At 73.8% G+C, this 14240-nt stretch carries 17 protein-coding genes; 8 read left to right on the top strand and 9 right to left on the bottom strand.

Annotated elements, in window-relative coordinates:
- Window positions 1-32 precede the first annotated feature (32 nt).
- The 5 genes from ACFRQN_RS00980 to ACFRQN_RS00960 all read left to right on the top strand — a co-directional run bounded on the left by ACFRQN_RS00980 (window position 33) and on the right by ACFRQN_RS00960 (window position 4622).
- The gene (locus ACFRQN_RS00980) at window positions 33-1586 is read left to right on the top strand and encodes a TldD/PmbA family protein (protein ID WP_380737384.1); all 1554 of its coding nucleotides are present in this window, start codon (window positions 33-35) and stop codon (window positions 1584-1586) included.
- Entirely contained in the window at window positions 1586-2983 is a 1398-nt protein-coding gene (locus ACFRQN_RS00975; RefSeq protein WP_380737370.1) for a metallopeptidase TldD-related protein, read from the top strand. Before ACFRQN_RS00980 ends, ACFRQN_RS00975 begins: the two co-directional genes overlap by 1 nt.
- A gap of 31 nt (window positions 2984-3014) precedes the next feature.
- Window positions 3015-3563 carry an RNA 2'-phosphotransferase gene (locus ACFRQN_RS00970; protein WP_380737382.1) on the top strand — a complete coding sequence of 183 codons (549 nt, stop codon included), beginning with the start codon at window positions 3015-3017 and terminating at the stop codon, window positions 3561-3563.
- A 171-nt stretch (window positions 3564-3734) separates the two neighbouring features.
- A complete protein-coding gene (locus ACFRQN_RS00965) occupies window positions 3735-4118 on the top strand; it encodes a DUF3099 domain-containing protein (protein WP_049653522.1) in 384 nt (127 codons plus the stop codon).
- A 264-nt stretch (window positions 4119-4382) separates the two neighbouring features.
- Window positions 4383-4622 (top strand): hypothetical protein, encoded by a 240-nt coding sequence (locus ACFRQN_RS00960; protein WP_049653520.1) that lies wholly within the window; start codon window positions 4383-4385, stop codon window positions 4620-4622.
- Between the two features lie 34 nt (window positions 4623-4656).
- On the opposite strand, the gene moaA is transcribed toward ACFRQN_RS00960, so the two are convergent.
- From moaA to ACFRQN_RS00940, 4 genes are all read right to left on the bottom strand, one after another.
- A complete protein-coding gene (gene moaA / locus ACFRQN_RS00955; RefSeq protein WP_380737380.1) occupies window positions 4657-5646 on the bottom strand; it encodes a GTP 3',8-cyclase MoaA in 990 nt (329 codons plus the stop codon).
- A gap of 76 nt (window positions 5647-5722) precedes the next feature.
- On the bottom strand, window positions 5723-7330 hold the full coding sequence (locus ACFRQN_RS00950) for a cation acetate symporter (protein WP_380737368.1): 1608 nt from the start codon (window positions 7328-7330) through the stop codon (window positions 5723-5725).
- Entirely contained in the window at window positions 7327-7686 is a 360-nt protein-coding gene (locus ACFRQN_RS00945) for a DUF485 domain-containing protein (RefSeq protein WP_049653515.1), read from the bottom strand. The genes ACFRQN_RS00950 and ACFRQN_RS00945 overlap by 4 nt, the downstream gene beginning before the upstream one ends.
- 292 nt (window positions 7687-7978) lie before the next feature.
- A complete protein-coding gene (locus ACFRQN_RS00940) occupies window positions 7979-9022 on the bottom strand; it encodes a zinc-dependent alcohol dehydrogenase family protein (protein WP_049653512.1) in 1044 nt (347 codons plus the stop codon).
- Window positions 9023-9147: 125 nt separating this feature from the next.
- On the opposite strand from ACFRQN_RS00940, the gene ACFRQN_RS00935 reads away from it, so the two are divergent.
- Entirely contained in the window at window positions 9148-10143 is a 996-nt protein-coding gene (locus ACFRQN_RS00935; protein ID WP_074001603.1) for a DEDDh family exonuclease, read from the top strand.
- Window positions 10144-10174: 31 nt separating this feature from the next.
- Window positions 10175-10972, top strand: coding sequence for an SURF1 family protein (locus ACFRQN_RS00930; RefSeq protein WP_380737365.1), 798 nt, complete (start codon window positions 10175-10177; stop codon window positions 10970-10972).
- Here the strand turns inward: ACFRQN_RS00930 and trxA are convergent.
- Window positions 10969-11301: a thioredoxin gene (gene trxA, locus ACFRQN_RS00925; RefSeq protein WP_380737363.1), complete on the bottom strand. Its 333-nt coding sequence runs from the start codon at window positions 11299-11301 to the stop codon at window positions 10969-10971. The genes ACFRQN_RS00930 and trxA overlap by 4 nt on opposite strands.
- 3 nt (window positions 11302-11304) lie before the next feature.
- Entirely contained in the window at window positions 11305-11712 is a 408-nt protein-coding gene (locus ACFRQN_RS00920; RefSeq protein ID WP_049653502.1) for a MerR family transcriptional regulator, read from the bottom strand.
- Between the two features lie 110 nt (window positions 11713-11822).
- On the opposite strand from ACFRQN_RS00920, the gene ACFRQN_RS00915 reads away from it, so the two are divergent.
- Window positions 11823-12584, top strand: a complete 762-nt coding sequence (locus ACFRQN_RS00915; protein ID WP_049653500.1) for an SDR family oxidoreductase — start codon at window positions 11823-11825, stop codon at window positions 12582-12584.
- An 11-nt stretch (window positions 12585-12595) separates the two neighbouring features.
- On the opposite strand, the gene ACFRQN_RS00910 is transcribed toward ACFRQN_RS00915, so the two are convergent.
- Genes ACFRQN_RS00910 through ACFRQN_RS00900 form a run of 3 tightly spaced genes read right to left on the bottom strand, consistent with a single transcriptional unit; the run spans window position 12596 to window position 14216 of the window.
- Window positions 12596-13252, bottom strand: a complete 657-nt coding sequence (locus ACFRQN_RS00910) for an alkaline shock response membrane anchor protein AmaP (protein WP_380737361.1) — start codon at window positions 13250-13252, stop codon at window positions 12596-12598.
- A complete protein-coding gene (locus ACFRQN_RS00905) occupies window positions 13249-13902 on the bottom strand; it encodes a DUF6286 domain-containing protein (protein ID WP_380737359.1) in 654 nt (217 codons plus the stop codon). The genes ACFRQN_RS00910 and ACFRQN_RS00905 overlap by 4 nt, the downstream gene beginning before the upstream one ends.
- On the bottom strand, window positions 13899-14216 hold the full coding sequence (locus ACFRQN_RS00900) for a hypothetical protein (RefSeq protein WP_380737357.1): 318 nt from the start codon (window positions 14214-14216) through the stop codon (window positions 13899-13901). Before ACFRQN_RS00900 ends, ACFRQN_RS00905 begins: the two co-directional genes overlap by 4 nt.
- Between the last annotated feature and the right edge of the window lie 24 nt (window positions 14217-14240).

Raw genomic sequence — 14240 nt, 5'->3', positions numbered from 1 at the left:
CCCTCCGCGACCTGGGAGCCCGATTGCCTCCGATCCCTCCGGCCGATCGCTCCGGTGCCCCGCACGGGCGCGCCGTCGACCCGGCGTTCCTCGCCCTGCCGCTGCGGCCCCTCGCCGACGCCGCCCTCGCCCGCGCCCGCGAACTGGGCGCGAGCCACGCCGACTTCCGCCTGGAGCGGATCCGCAGCGCCTCCTGGCGGCTGCGCGACGCGCGCCCGGCCGGCACCTCCGACAGCGTGCAGCTCGGTTTCGCCGTCCGGGTGGTGCTGGACGGCGCCTGGGGCTTCGCCGCCGGTGTCGACCTCACCCCCGACGCGGCGGCCCGGGTCGCCGAGCAGGCCGTCGCGGTGGCCCGCCTCTCCGGCGGGATCAGCCGGGCGGCCGGCTCCACCGAGCGGGTCGAGCTGGCCGACGAGCCGGTCCACCGGGACGTCACCTGGGTCTCCGCGTACGAGGTCAACCCCTTCGAGGTGCCGGACGCCGAGAAGACCGCGCTGCTCGCCGAGCGCAGCTCCCGGCTGCTGGCCGCCGAGGGCGTCTCGCACGTCCAGGCGGCCCTGCGGACCGTCCAGGAGAACAAGTTCTACGCGGACACCGCCGGCACGGTGACCACCCAGCAGCGGATCCGGGTGCACTCCGACCTGGAGGCCACCTCGGTCGACGAGCGCACCGGCGCCTTCGACTCGATGACGACCCTGGCCCCGCCGGTCGGCCGCGGCTACGAGTACGTCACCGGCACCGGCTGGGACTGGGACGCCGAACTCGCCGAACTGCCCGTCCTGCTGGCCGAGAAGATGCGGGCCCCGAGCGTCGAGGCCGGCCGCTACGACCTGGTGATCGACCCGACCAACCTCTGGCTGACCATCCACGAGTCGATCGGCCACGCCACCGAACTGGACCGCGCGCTCGGCTACGAGGCCGCCTACGCCGGCACCTCCTTCGCCACCTTCGACCAGCTCGGCTCGCTCAAGTACGGCTCCGAGCTGATGCACGTCACCGGCGACCGCACCGCCGAGCACGGCCTGTCCACCATCGGCTACGACGACGAGGGCGTGGCCACCCAGTCCTGGGACCTGGTCAGGGACGGCGTCCTGGTCGGCTACCAGCTCGACCGCCGCATCGCCGCGCTGAAGGGCTTCGAGCGCTCCAACGGCTGCGCCTTCGCCGACTCCCCCGCGCACGTCCCGGTGCAGCGGATGGCCAACGTCTCGCTCCGGCCGGCCGCCGACGGCCCGGACACCGCGGGCCTGGTCGGCCAGGTCGAGAACGGCCTCTACATCGTCGGCGACCGTTCCTGGTCGATCGACCAGCAGAGGTACAACTTCCAGTTCACCGGGCAGCGCGCCTACGCCATCAAGGACGGCGAACTCGCGGGCCAGGTCAAGGACTTCGCCTACCAGGCCACCACCACCGACTTCTGGGGCTCGATGGCGGCGGTCGGCGGCCCGCAGACCTACTTCCTCGGCGGCGCCTTCAACTGCGGCAAGGCGCAGCCCGGTCAGATCGCGGCGGTCAGCCACGGCTGCCCGTCGGCGCTGTTCCGCAACGTCAACGTGCTCAACACCCAGCAGGAGGCGGGTCACTGATGACCGCGAAGCAGCCCCACGAACTCGTCGAGCTGGCGCTCGGCCTCTCCCGCGCCGACGGCTGCGTGGTGATCGCCGACGAGGAGTCCACCGCCAACCTGCGCTGGGCCGGCAACGCCCTGACCACCAACGGCGTCACCCGCGGCCGCCGCCTCACCGTGATCGCCACCGTGGCCGGCGCCGAGGGCACCGCCTCCGGCGTGGTCTCCCGCGAGGCCGTCACCGCGGCGGAGGTGGAGGGCCTGGTACGGGCCGCCGAGGAGGCCGCCCGCGCGGCCGGCCCGGCCGAGGACGCCCAGCCGCTGATCGCCGGCGGGCCCTCCTCGCCGGACTTCACCGAGCCGCCCGCACTGACCTCCATCGAGGTGTTCGACGCCTTCGGCCCGGCCCTCGGCGAGGCCTTCGCCCGCGCCGCGGCCCAGGGCCAGCTCCTGTACGGCTTCGCCCGGCACGAGATGACCTCCAGCTACCTGGGCAGCTCCACCGGCCTGCGGCTGCGCCACGACCAGCCCACCGGCATGGTCGAGATCAACGCCAAGACCGCCGACCTCTCCAGCTCCGCCTGGGTGGGCGCCTCCACCCGGGACTTCGCCGACGTCGACGTCGCCGGCCTGCACACCGAGCTGACCAGGCGGCTCGGCTGGGGCGCCCGCAAGGTGGACCTGCCCGCCGGGCGGTACGAGGCGCTGCTGCCGCCCTCGGCCGTCGCCGACCTGCTGATCGTCCTCAACTGGTCCTCCGGCGGCCGGGACGCCCAGGAGGGCCGGACGGTCTTCTCCAAGCCCGGCGGAGGCACCCGGATCGGCGACAAGCTCAGCGCCCTGCCGCTGACCCTGCGCTCCGACCCGCGCGAACCCGGCCTGGAGGCCGCGCCGTTCGTGCTCACCCACTCCTCCGGCGGGGACTACTCGGTCTTCGACAACGGCCAGCCGATCGCCGCCACCGAGTGGATCCGCGAGGGCGTGCTGAACGACCTGGTCACCACCCGCCACGCGGCCGCCCTCACCGGCCTGCCGCTGCGCCCGGCGATCGACAACCTCGTACTGGAGACGGCCGACCAGGAGTCCGCGCCGACGCTGGACGAGATGATCGCCCGCACCGAGCGCGGCCTGCTGCTCACCTGCCTCTGGTACATCCGCGAGGTGGACCCGGCGACGCTGCTGCTCACCGGGCTCACCCGGGACGGCGTCTACCTGGTGGAGAACGGCGAGGTCGTCGGCGAGGTCAACAACTTCCGGTTCAACGAGTCCCCGGTGGACCTGCTGAACCGGATCACCGAGGTGGGCCGCACCGAACGCTGCCTGCCCCGCGAGTGGAGCGACAACGTCACCCGCACCGCGATGCCACCCGTGCGTGTCACGGACTTCAACATGAGTTCGGTCAGCCAGGCCTCTTAGCCGCTGACCGACGGGGGATACGAGAGACATGATGGACGAGAAGCGCCTGGTCAGGTCGAGCAAATTGCTGTCGCGGATCCTGCGGCACGAGCCCGGGCTGGCGGGGGTCGCGCTGGACGCGTCCGGCTGGGTCCGGGTCGACGAGCTGCTCGCCGGGCTCGCCGCCCGGGGCCGGCCGCTCACCCGCGCCGAGCTGGACCACGTCGTGGCGACCAACAACAAGCGCCGCTTCGGCTACTCGCCGGACGGTCTCTCGATCCGCGCCAACCAGGGCCACACGGTGGCGGTCGACCTCGGCCTGACCGCCACCGTGCCGCCGCCCGTGCTCTACCACGGCACCGCCGACCGGCACCTGGCGGCGATCTTCCGCGAGGGCCTGCGCCCGATGGCCCGCCAGGACGTCCACCTCTCGGCGGACACCGGGACGGCCACCGGGGTCGGCGCCCGGCACGGCCGTCCGGTGGTGCTGACCGTGAACGCGGCGGCGATGACGGCGGCCGGCCACGAGTTCCGGCTCAGCGAGAACGGCGTCTGGCTCACCGACGCCGTTCCCCCGCGGTACCTCTCCCGCCGCTCCTAGCGCCGAGCCGCACCGCACCGCCGAGGGCCTGTCCGCTCCGCCGGACAGGCCCTTCGCGTACCCGACCGGGTGGGTGCGGCCCACCCGGTCTCGTCGCCGGGTGCGCCCGGGCGTACCGTGAGGAGGCCGCGCGGCCAGGCGCGCGGGTGCGCGACGAGGGCGGTAGGACACATGGGCAAGAGCGCCGACGACGGGCAGGTCTTCCGGATCACGGGGGCGCGCAGCAGCCTCACCGAGGACGTCCGGGGACGCCAGCGCCGCTACGTCATCTCGATGCTGCTCCGCACGGTCTGCGTGCTGCTCGCGGTGGTGCTGTGGGACGTCCAGCGCTGGCTGGCGTTCGCGGCGCTGGCGGGCGCCGTCCTGCTGCCGTACTTCGCGGTGCTGATCGCCAACGCGGGCCGGGAGCGGGCCCCGGGGCTGCCGAGCACCTTCGACATCCCGCTGGACACCCCGCTGATGCTCGGCCCCGGTGGGACGGGTGGGGCTGGTGCGAAGGCTGGTACAGGAGAGGCAAAGGCCGTTCCCACCGATCCTTCACAGGACGTGGACTGACCGTCCGTTTCATGCCGCTTCACCCCCGTCCGGCTCAGCGAAAGCTCAAAAGAAGCTCAGATTAATCATGCAAGACCTCCCCATCCGAGGGTCTTGGCGTGACATACTGCGTACGCGCTCCGCATCCCCCGTCGGAGCGACGGACCGACGCCGGGCGGCTCCCCCCGTGGCTGCCCGGCGTCGCCATGCCCGGATCCGGTCGGCCCGGACGGGCGTGACAGACTGGCGGTGCAGACCCACCCGCCAATCGTTGAGGACGGCCCGATGGACACCCCGCAGACGCCGATCTGCTCCGCCAAGGGCTGCCGGACGGACGCCGGCTGGGTGCTGGTGTGGAACAACCCCAAGCTGCACACCCCGGACCGCCGCAAGACCTGGCTCGCCTGCGACGGGCACCGCGAGCACCTGTCCCAGTTCCTCTCGGTGCGCGGCTTCCTCAAGGAGGTCGTCGCCTTCGCCGACTGGACCCCCGAGCCCGCCGAGGGCTCCGGGAAGCCGGCCTAGCGCCTGCCCGACCGGCCCAGCCCGCTCAGCCCGCTCAGCCGCCGATCGCGGACATCGGCCGCTCGGGCTGGAGGAACTCCGGGTCGTCGATCCCGGCCCCGGCCTTCTTGCCCCACATCGCCGCCCGCCACAGCGCGGCCAGTTCGGCGTCGTCCGCGCCGGAGCGCAGCGCGGTGCGCAGGTCGGTCTCGCCGGTCGCGAACAGGCAGTTGCGCACCTGGCCGTCGGCGGTCAGCCGGGTGCGGTCGCAGGCCCGGCAGAACGGCCGGGTGACCGAGGCGATCACGCCCACCCGGCCCGGGCCGCCGTCCACCAGCCAGCGCTCGGCGGGTGCCGCGCCCCGGCTCGCGGACGGCTCCGGGGTGAGCGTGAAGCGGGTGCGCAGCAGGTCCAGGATCTCCGTCGCGGTGACCATCGACGTACGGTCCCAGCCGTGCTGGGCGTCCAGCGGCATCTGCTCGATGAAGCGCAGCTCGTAGCCCCGCTCCAGGCACCAGGCCAGCAGGTCGGCCGCCTCGTGGTCGTTGACCCCGCGCATCAGCACCGCGTTCAGCTTCACCGGTGCCAGCCCGGCGGCCTCGGCGGCGGCCAGCCCGTCCAGGACGTCCTGGTGGCGGTGGCGGCGGGTGAGGGTGTGGAACACCTCGGGGTCGAGGGTGTCCAGCGAGACGTTGACCCGGTCCAGGCCGGCCTCGCGCAGCGCCGTCGCGGTGCGGGCCAGTCCGATGCCGTTGGTGGTCAGCGAGAGCTCCGGGCGCGGCTCCAGCTCCGAACAGGCGGCGACGACGGCGATCAGTCCGGGACGCAGCAGCGGCTCGCCGCCGGTGAAGCGGACCTCGCGCACGCCCAGGTCGCGCACGGCCACGGTGACCAGCCGGACGATCTCCTCGTCGGTCAGCAGCTCGGGCTTGGCCAGCCACCGCAGGCCCTCCTCGGGCATGCAGTAGGTGCAGCGCAGGTTGCAGCGGTCCGTGAGGGAGACCCTCAGGTCGACGGCCTGGCGTCCGAAGGTGTCGAGCAGCACGTTCGTCCTTCCCCGAGATGCGGCCGGCCCGGCCACCGTCACGGCGGGCCGGGCCAGCATAGTCATCGCGGGACGATCAGTGGGCGCCCAGCCCGGTCAGCGAGCGGACCTCCAGTTCAGCGTACTTCGCCGCGTCGGGGCGTTCCCTGGACAGCAGCGTGCCGAGCCAGCCGGCCAGGAAGCCGACCGGGATGGAGACCAGGCCGGGGTTCTCCAGCGGGAACCAGTGGAAGTCGGAGTGCGGGAAGAGCGAGGTCTTCGCGCCGGAGACCACCGGGGAGAAGACCACCAGCGTCACCGAGGTGAGCAGTCCGGCGTAGACCGAGCTGACCGCGCCGACGGTGGTGAAGCGCTTCCAGAACAGCGAGTAGAGCAGGGTGGGCAGGTTCGCCGAGGCGGCGACGGCGAAGGCCAGCGCGACCAGGGCGGCGGTGTTGAGCTTGTCCGCGAAGAGGCTGAGCACGATCGCCACCGCCCCGATCGCGACCGCGGCCCACTTCGCCGACCGCACCTCCTCCTTCTCGCTCGCCTTCCCGCGCCGGATCACGTTGGCGTAGAGGTCGTGGGCGAAGGAGGCCGAGGAGGCGAGCGTGAGCCCGGCGACCACGGCCAGGATGGTGGCGAAGGCGACCGCCGAGATCACCGCGAGCAGGATCGCGCCGCCGGTGCTCCCGGCGCCCCCGCCGAGCGCCTCGGCCAGCTGCGGGGCCGCGGTGTTGCCCGCCGCGTTCGCCGCCTTGATCGCCTTGGAGCCGACCAGCGCGGCCGCGCCGAAGCCGAGCGCCAGGGTCATCAGGTAGAAGACGCCGATGATGCCGATCGCCCAGAGCACCGACTTCCGGGCCGCCTTGGCGGTGGGCACGGTGTAGAAGCGGACCAGGATGTGCGGCAGGCCCGCGGTGCCGAGCACCAGCGCGATGCCGAGGCTGATGAAGTCGAGCTTGGCGGTGCCGCTGCCGTACTTCTGCCCCGGTTGGAGGAAGGCCTCGCCCTTGCCGCTCGCGCTCGCCGCCGCGCCGAGCAGTTCGGAGGGGTTGAAGTGGTACTTGGCCAGCACCAGGACGGTCATCAGCGCGGCGCCGGCGATCAGCAGCACCGCCTTGACGATCTGCACCCAGGTGGTGCCCTTCATCCCTCCTATCACCACGTAGACGATCATCAGCGCGCCGACCCCGACGATGGTCCAGCGCTTGGCGGCGCCCCCCTCGGCCCCCAGCAGCAGGGCCACCAGGGTGCCGGCGCCGACCATCTGGGCGAGCAGGTAGAAGATCGACACCACGATGGTGGAGACGCCCGCCGCGGTGCGCACCGGGCGCTGGCGCATCCGGAACGCGAGCACGTCCGCCATCGTGAAGCGGCCGGAGTTGCGCAGCGGTTCGGCGATCAGCAGCAGGGCGACCAGCCAGGCGACCAGGAAGCCGATCGAGTAGAGGAAGCCGTCGTAGCCGCTGAGCGCGATGGTCCCGGCGATGCCGAGGAAGGAGGCGGCGGACATGTAGTCGCCGGAGATGGCCAGGCCGTTCTGGAAGCCGGTGAAGCCGCGGCCGCCGGCGTAGAAGTCGGAGGCACTCCTGGTCTGCCGCCCGGCCCAGACGGTGATGCCGAGGGTGGCGAGGACGAACACGCCGAACAGGGCCATCGTCAGGCCGCGGTGCTCGGTGGCGGAGCTGGCGAGCAGGCTCATTCGGCGGACTCCCGGGGAGCGTGGACGACGGCGCCGTGCGCCTCGCGGATCGCCGCGGCGGGCGGGTCGATCCGCCGGTCCGCGTAGCGGGCGTACCAGGCGGCGATGGCGAAGGTGGTCACGAACTGCAGCAGCCCGAGGACCAGGGCCACGTTGACGTGCCCGAGGACCTTGGTGCGCATCAGTCCCGGGGCGTAGCAGGAGAGCAGGACGTAGAACAGGTACCAGAGCACGAAGCCGATGGTGACCGGGAAGGCGAAGCTCCGGAACGAGCGCCGCAGCGTACGGAACTCCTCGCTGTCGTCGATGAGTTGGGCTTCCGTGGCGGCGGTGGTGGTGAGCGGCGGCGAATCCACGCTGTCTCACTCCTTCGGCGTATTTGTCACACGGGGGGAACGATCGAACGTGAGGGGCGTCACATGTCTGGTGTGCGCCGCGCAATGCTAGGAGCGTCCTGCCCGCCCCGGAAGGGGTTGACCGCGATCAGTCGACCGTTCACCCCCTCGCACCATCCGATTGGCCGAAAAACAGCCCATCCCAGCGACCGCACCGCCCACGATCGGCCCCCGGAACCTCCCCGGAGAACGGCTCCGGCCCGTGCCGCACCCCGAACGGGGCGGCACGGGCCGGAGCCGGGAGGCCGACGCCTCAGAAGGCGATCCGCACCTTCAGGGCCGAGCGGTCGTCCATCGCGCGGTAGCCGTCCGGAACGCCGTCCAGGCCGACGGTCCGGTCGAAGACCAGGCCCGGCTCGATGGCGCCCGAGAGGACGTCCGGCAGCAGCTCGGGGATGTACGCGCGGGCCGGGGCGACGCCGCCGTTCAGCGAAACGTTCCGGCCGAACATCTGACCGATGTCGACGCCCGCGCTGCCGCCGTGCGGCACCCCGACGTAGCCCACCGCGCCGCCGTCCCGGGCTATCGAGACGGCCGTCCGCATCGACTCCTCGGTGCCGACCGCCTCCAGCACCGCGTGCGCGCCCTGCCCGCCGGTCAGCTCCTTCACCGCCTCGACCGCGGCCTCGCCGCGCTCCGCCACCACGTCCGTCGCACCGAAGCGGCGGGCCAGCTCGGTGCGGGCCGTGTGCCGGCCCAGCGCGATGATCCGGCCCGCGCCCAGCCGGTGCGCCGCCAGGACGCCGCACAGGCCCACCGCGCCGTCGCCGACCACCGCGACCGTCGCCCCGGGCCGCACCCGCGCCGAGACCGCCGCGTGGTGCCCGGTGGACATCACGTCGGACAGCGCCAGCAGCCCGGGCAGCAGCTTCTCGTCGCCCGCCGCCTCCTTCGGCAGCTTCACCAGCGTCCCGTCCGCGAACGGCACCCGCACCGCCTCGCCCTGGCCGCCGTCCGAACCGACCTGCCCCCAGAACCCGCCGTGCGGGCAGGAGGTCTGGAGGCCTTCGAGACAGAAGTCACACACGCCGTCCGACCAGACGAACGGCGCCACCACGAAGTCGCCCTTGGCGAAGCCGCGCACCTCGGCGCCGACCTCCTCGACCACGCCGAGGAACTCGTGCCCGATCCGCTGCCCGGCCACCCGCTGCGCGACCCCGCGGTACGCCCACAGGTCGCTGCCGCAGATACAGGCGTTCACCACCCGGAGCACCACGTCCGTCGGGTACTGGATCACCGGGTCCGGGACTTCTTCGATCCGGATGTCGTTGGGGCCGTGAATCACGGTGGCACGCATGCGCTGTTCCTTAGCTGAACGGTCTCGACCAGGTGTACGACACCCCCGCTGACCACTCTATTCCGGCCGGTCGGTCGGAACATTCCGGCCGGAGCCCCCCGCCCGGCCCCTTATCCTGTTGGACCATGCAACCGATCCAGCCCGAGACGTACGGAGCGCCGCGGACCGCCCCGGTCCCCGCGCAGCGCTCCGCCGCCCCCGCCGGGGGCTTCGCGGTCGTCGACGTCGAGACCACCGGTCTCGGCCGCTCGGACCGCGTCATCTCGGCGGGCGTCTACCAGCTGGACCCGGACGGCGAGGTCGTCGACCACTGGTACACCCTGGTCAACCCCGAGCGGGACCCCGGCCCGGTCTGGATCCACGGCCTCACCGCCGAGCTGCTCGCCACCGCCCCGACCTTCCCGCAGATCGCCGAGGAGTTCGCCGCGCGCCTGCACGACCGCGTCCTGGTCGCGCACAACGCGCTCTTCGACTGGAACATGATCTCCCGCGAGTTCTCCCGGGCCGGCCTGCGCGCCCCGGTCGAGCAGCGGCTGTGCACCATGGTCCTCTCCCGCGACCTGCGCCTGCCGCTGCCCAACGGCAAGCTGTCCTCGCTCGCCGCCCACTTCGGCGTCCGGCAGCGCCACGCCCACAACGCCCTGGACGACGCCCGGGTGCTCGCCGAGGCCTTCCGCCCCAGCCTGCACCTCGCCCGCGACGGCGGCGTGCCGCTGCCGCTGCAGAACTGCGTCGCGGTCACCGACCTCGGCGAGGAGGAGCCCGCCGCCCCCGGCCGCGGCAACTGGACCGGCGCCTCGTACCGCCAGGCCAAGAAGCGCCCGCCCTGCCCGTACCCCAACCCGGGGCGCTGGCAGGACGGCAAGCCGCTGGTCCAGGGCATGCGGGTGGCCATCACCGGCGACACCGCCACCGACCGCGAGGTCCTGGAGGACCGCGCGGTCGAGGCCGGCCTGCACATCGCCACCTCGGTGAGCCGCCTCACCAGCCTGCTGGTCACCAACGAGCCGGACAGCTGGAGCGGCAAGGCCCGCAAGGCCCGCGAGGTCGGCACCCCCGTCGTCGGCGAGGACGCCTTCCTCCAACTGCTGCGCGAGGTCGCCCCGCACCCCGGTGCGTGAGCCCGTTGTGAGGTCGGCGTACCGTTCCCATGTGTACCGTTTTCTGCTGACCCGACAGTGGCTGATCACCATGCTGGTCGCGCTGCTGCTGATCCCCGCGACGATCAAGCTGGGCTTCTGGCAGCTTCACCGCCACGAGGCACGGGTGGCCCGGAACGAGCTGATCGGCCAGGCCCTCACGGCCGCGCCGGTCCCCTTCGACACCCTGTCGCCGACCCCCGGCTTCGCGGTCCCCAAGGACCTCACCTGGCGCACGGTGACCGCCACCGGACAGTACGACCCGGCACACGAGTTCGTGGTCCGCAAGCGGACCGACTCCAGCGGGACCATCGGCTACTTCGTCGTGACCCCGTTCCGGCTCGCCGACGGCAAGGGCACCCTCCTGGTCAACCGCGGCTGGGTCGCCTCCGGCAACGGCGCCACCGAGTACCCGCCCGTCCCGGCCACCCCCGCCGGCGAGGTCGCCCTCACCGGCCGCCTGCGCGCCGAGGAGACCTACGGCGCCAGCGGCATCAAGGACCGCACCGGCCTGCCCGACCGCCAGTTCAACCTGATCAACACCGACGAGCAGGCCAAGCGGACCGGCGCCCCCCTCCTCGGCGGCTACCTCGAACTCGCCGGCACCACCCCGGCCCCGGCCGACCAGCCCCAGCTGGTCCCCGAGCCCAACCACTCCGACATCGGCCCGCACATGGCCTACGCCATCCAGTGGTGGCTGTTCACCGCGATGATCCCGGTCGGCGTCTGGGTCCTCGCCCGCCGCGAGGCCAAGGACCGTGCCAAGCAGGCCGCCGAGGCCGAGATCCCGCTCGACGCCGTCCCCGCCTAGAGGACGTCCTCCAGCTCCCGCAGCAGTCGCGCCTTCGCCCGCGCCCCCACCACCGACCGCACCGGCTGCCCGCCCCGGAACACCATCAGCGTCGGCATCGACAGCACCCCGTACGCCGCCTGGGTCCGCGAGTTGTGGTCCACGTCCAGGCTCACCACCCGCACCCGGTGCGCCTCCTCCCGCGCGATGTCCGCCAGCACCGGCGCCATCATCCGGCAGGGCGGGCACCAGTCCGCCGTGAAGTCCACCAGCACCGGCCCCTCGGCCGCCAGCACCTCCGCGGCGAACGTCTCGTCCGTCACCGCCGGCACACCCGCGATCTCCACCACCGTCTACTCCTTCGCCAGTTCACAATGGGGCGGTTCCTCGACGGCGGCCAGCTCGTCCCGCGCCCGTACGGCCCGGTCGAACTGCCCCGCCACCTGCGCCCTTACGTCCTGGAGCCGGGCGATGCACTCGTCCAGCTCCCCCAGCTTCCGCCGGTACACCTCCAACGAGGCCGGACAGGAGTCCCCTTCCGGGTGCCCCGCCCGCAGGCACTCCACGAACGGCCTGGTCTCCTCCAGCCCGAACCCGAAGTCCTGCAGCATCCGGATCTCGCGCAGCAGCCTGAGGTCCGCCTCGTCGTACGCCCGGTACCCGTTGCCCGCCCGCCGGGCCGGCAACAACCCCAACTGCTCGTAGTACCGCAACGCCCGCGTGGTCGTCCCCGCCCGCTCCGCCAACTCCCCGATCCGCATGCCGAACCACTCCTCCCGCACTTCCGACGACGACCGTAAACCTTCCCCCCGGCGTCAACGCCAGCCCCCTCGACCCGCTCCCCACCCTCCACACCGGGCACTATGTCCCCATGGATCTCGGACTGAAGGACAAGGCCTACATCGTCACCGGCGCCACCCGGGGCCTCGGCCTCGCGAGCGCCCGCGAACTCGTCGCCGACGGCGCCCGCGTGCTCGTCAGCGGCCGCACCCGGCAAGCCGTCGACACCGCCGTCGCCGGACTCGAGACCCTCGGCACCGCCCACGGCCTCGTCGCCGACAACGCCGACCCCGACACCCCCGAGCGCCTCATCGCCGAGGCCCGGCACCGCTTCGGCCGGCTCGACGGCATCCTGATCAGCGTCGGCGGCCCCCAGGCCGGCCCCGTGGAGACCACCCCCGAGGAGGCCTGGCGGGACGCCTTCGAGTCCGTCTTCCTCGGCGCCCTGCGCCTCGCCCGCGCCACCGCCGCCGCGCTCCCCGACGGCGGGGTGATCGCCTTCGTGCTCTCCAGCTCGGTCCGCCAGCCGATCCCCGGCCTGGGCATCTCCAACGGTCTGCGCCCGGGTCTCGCCATGGCCGCCAAGGCCCTCGCCGACGAGCTCGGCCCCCGCGGCATTCGGGTGCTCGGCCTGCTCCCGGCCCGGATCGACACCGACCGGGTCCGCGAGCTCGACGGCCTCGCCGCCGACCCCGACGCGGCCCGCGCCCAGGCCACCGCCTCGATCCCGCTGGGCCGCTACGGCACCCCCGAGGAGTTCGGCAAGGTCGCCGCCTTCCTGCTCTCCCCCGCCGCCTCCTACCTGACCGGCATCATGGTCCCCGTCGACGGCGGCGCCCTCCGCGGCCTCTGAGCCCGACCCGCCTACTCCACCCGCGCCTGCCCGCGCCCCCGCCGACCGCGCCGCCCCCGCCCGGGCCGCGGCTCGGCGTGGGCCGCCTGGAGGACCCGGATCCGCAGGTCGGCCGGCAGCTCCGCCAGCCGCAGGCTCCCGCACGCGTCCGTCCGGGGCCCGTCCTCGAAGTGCTCCACCAGCGCGGCCGGATCCCCACCCGGCCGCAGCCGCACCGCCCCGCGCAGCCTCGGGTGCCCCGGCGCCCGCACCAGCCGCACCCCGGCCCGTTCGACGTCCGGCAGCACCGCCGTCCCGTTCTCCAGCGCCTCCTCCAGCGCCCGCGCACCGACCCGCAGCCGCAGCCCGCTCACCCCCGGCGTCGGCACCGCGATGCTCGACAGCCCGCTGCGCCGCAGCTGCGCCACCAGCCACCACGCCATCCCCGCCACCAGGGCGGTCAGTCCGCCGATCACCGTCGGCCACCACCACGACGACGCCACCCACCGCCCCCGGGAACGCGCGCTCACCACCGGCTGGTCGGGTGAGGTGAGCGGCCACCACTGCGGCGGGTGGACGCCCAGCCGCCGGTACAGGTCGAGCCCGCCCGCCAGCACCAGCACCCCGGCCGCCAGCAGCACCGCCCCCACCGCCCCCAGCACCACCCGGTTGACGACGGTCCTCCTCACCCGGCCGCCCCCTCGCCGCCGGCCGCCCCGGCCCCCGTCCCGGACCCGGTGGTCCCCGCCCCCGGGTCCTCCCCCACCACGCCCCCGGCCCCCCGCCCCGTCCGCACGTCCAGCCGCAGCGGCCGCCCCAGCCCCACCCGCTCCAGCTCGTCCCGCAACTGCCGCTGCACCAGCGCCGGGTCCGCCACCCCCTCCAGCGAGATCCGGACCCGCCGCCGCCCGACCCGGATCCGCAGGCGGTCGATCCCGTCCAGGCCCGCCGCCCGGTCCGCGAGCAGGTGTCCGACCCCGGCCCGGTCGACGGCCGCGGTCGTCCCCCCGTAGGGCCGCAGCACGAGCCACCGCCGCAGCCCGGGCGCGACGGCGAGCCACAGCAGCCACCCGCCGAGCGCGGTCGCCGCTCCGGCCCCCACCAGCACCGCCAGGTCGTCGAGGTGGCGGGTCGCCAGCTCGTCCGCGATCTGCGCCCGCCACCGCCGCGCCGGCTGCCCCACCCGTACGGCGACCACGTCGTACAGCAGCGCCCCCGCCACCACCAGCACCGCCGTCGCCACCAGGGCCGCCGCGGCCGTACGGGGCGCCCGCAGCCGCCTGACCTTCTCCGGCCGGGCCCCCGGCACCGCCGCCGTTCCGGGCACCTCCTCGGTCACGAGGTGCCCCCCGTCACCAACTTCTCGACCACGACGACGACTTCCGACACCTTCGTCCCGGTCAGCCCCACCACCCGCTCCGCGATCCGCTTCCGCACGGCGCCGGCCAGCGCCGCGATGTCCGAGGGGAACGGCAGCTCGACCGCCACCCGGACCGTCACCGTGCTCCCCGGTACGGTCACCGAGACGTGCGGCGGCGCCCCCTTCGCCCGCCCGGCGGGCCAGGCCTCGGTCAGCACCTCCCGGACGGCCCGGGCCGCGATCCGCGCGTACACCCGGTCGGCGACCCGGAGCCGCCCCCGGCGCCCCGGCACGGAACCGGAACCGGAACCAGAACC

Origin of the sequence: Kitasatospora sp. NPDC056800 (genome assembly GCF_042789775.1) — a bacterium.
GTDB lineage: Bacteria > Actinomycetota > Actinomycetes > Streptomycetales > Streptomycetaceae > Kitasatospora.
The sequence above is the reverse complement of the archived record's forward strand: the minus strand, read 5'-3'. Positions and strand labels throughout refer to the sequence as shown.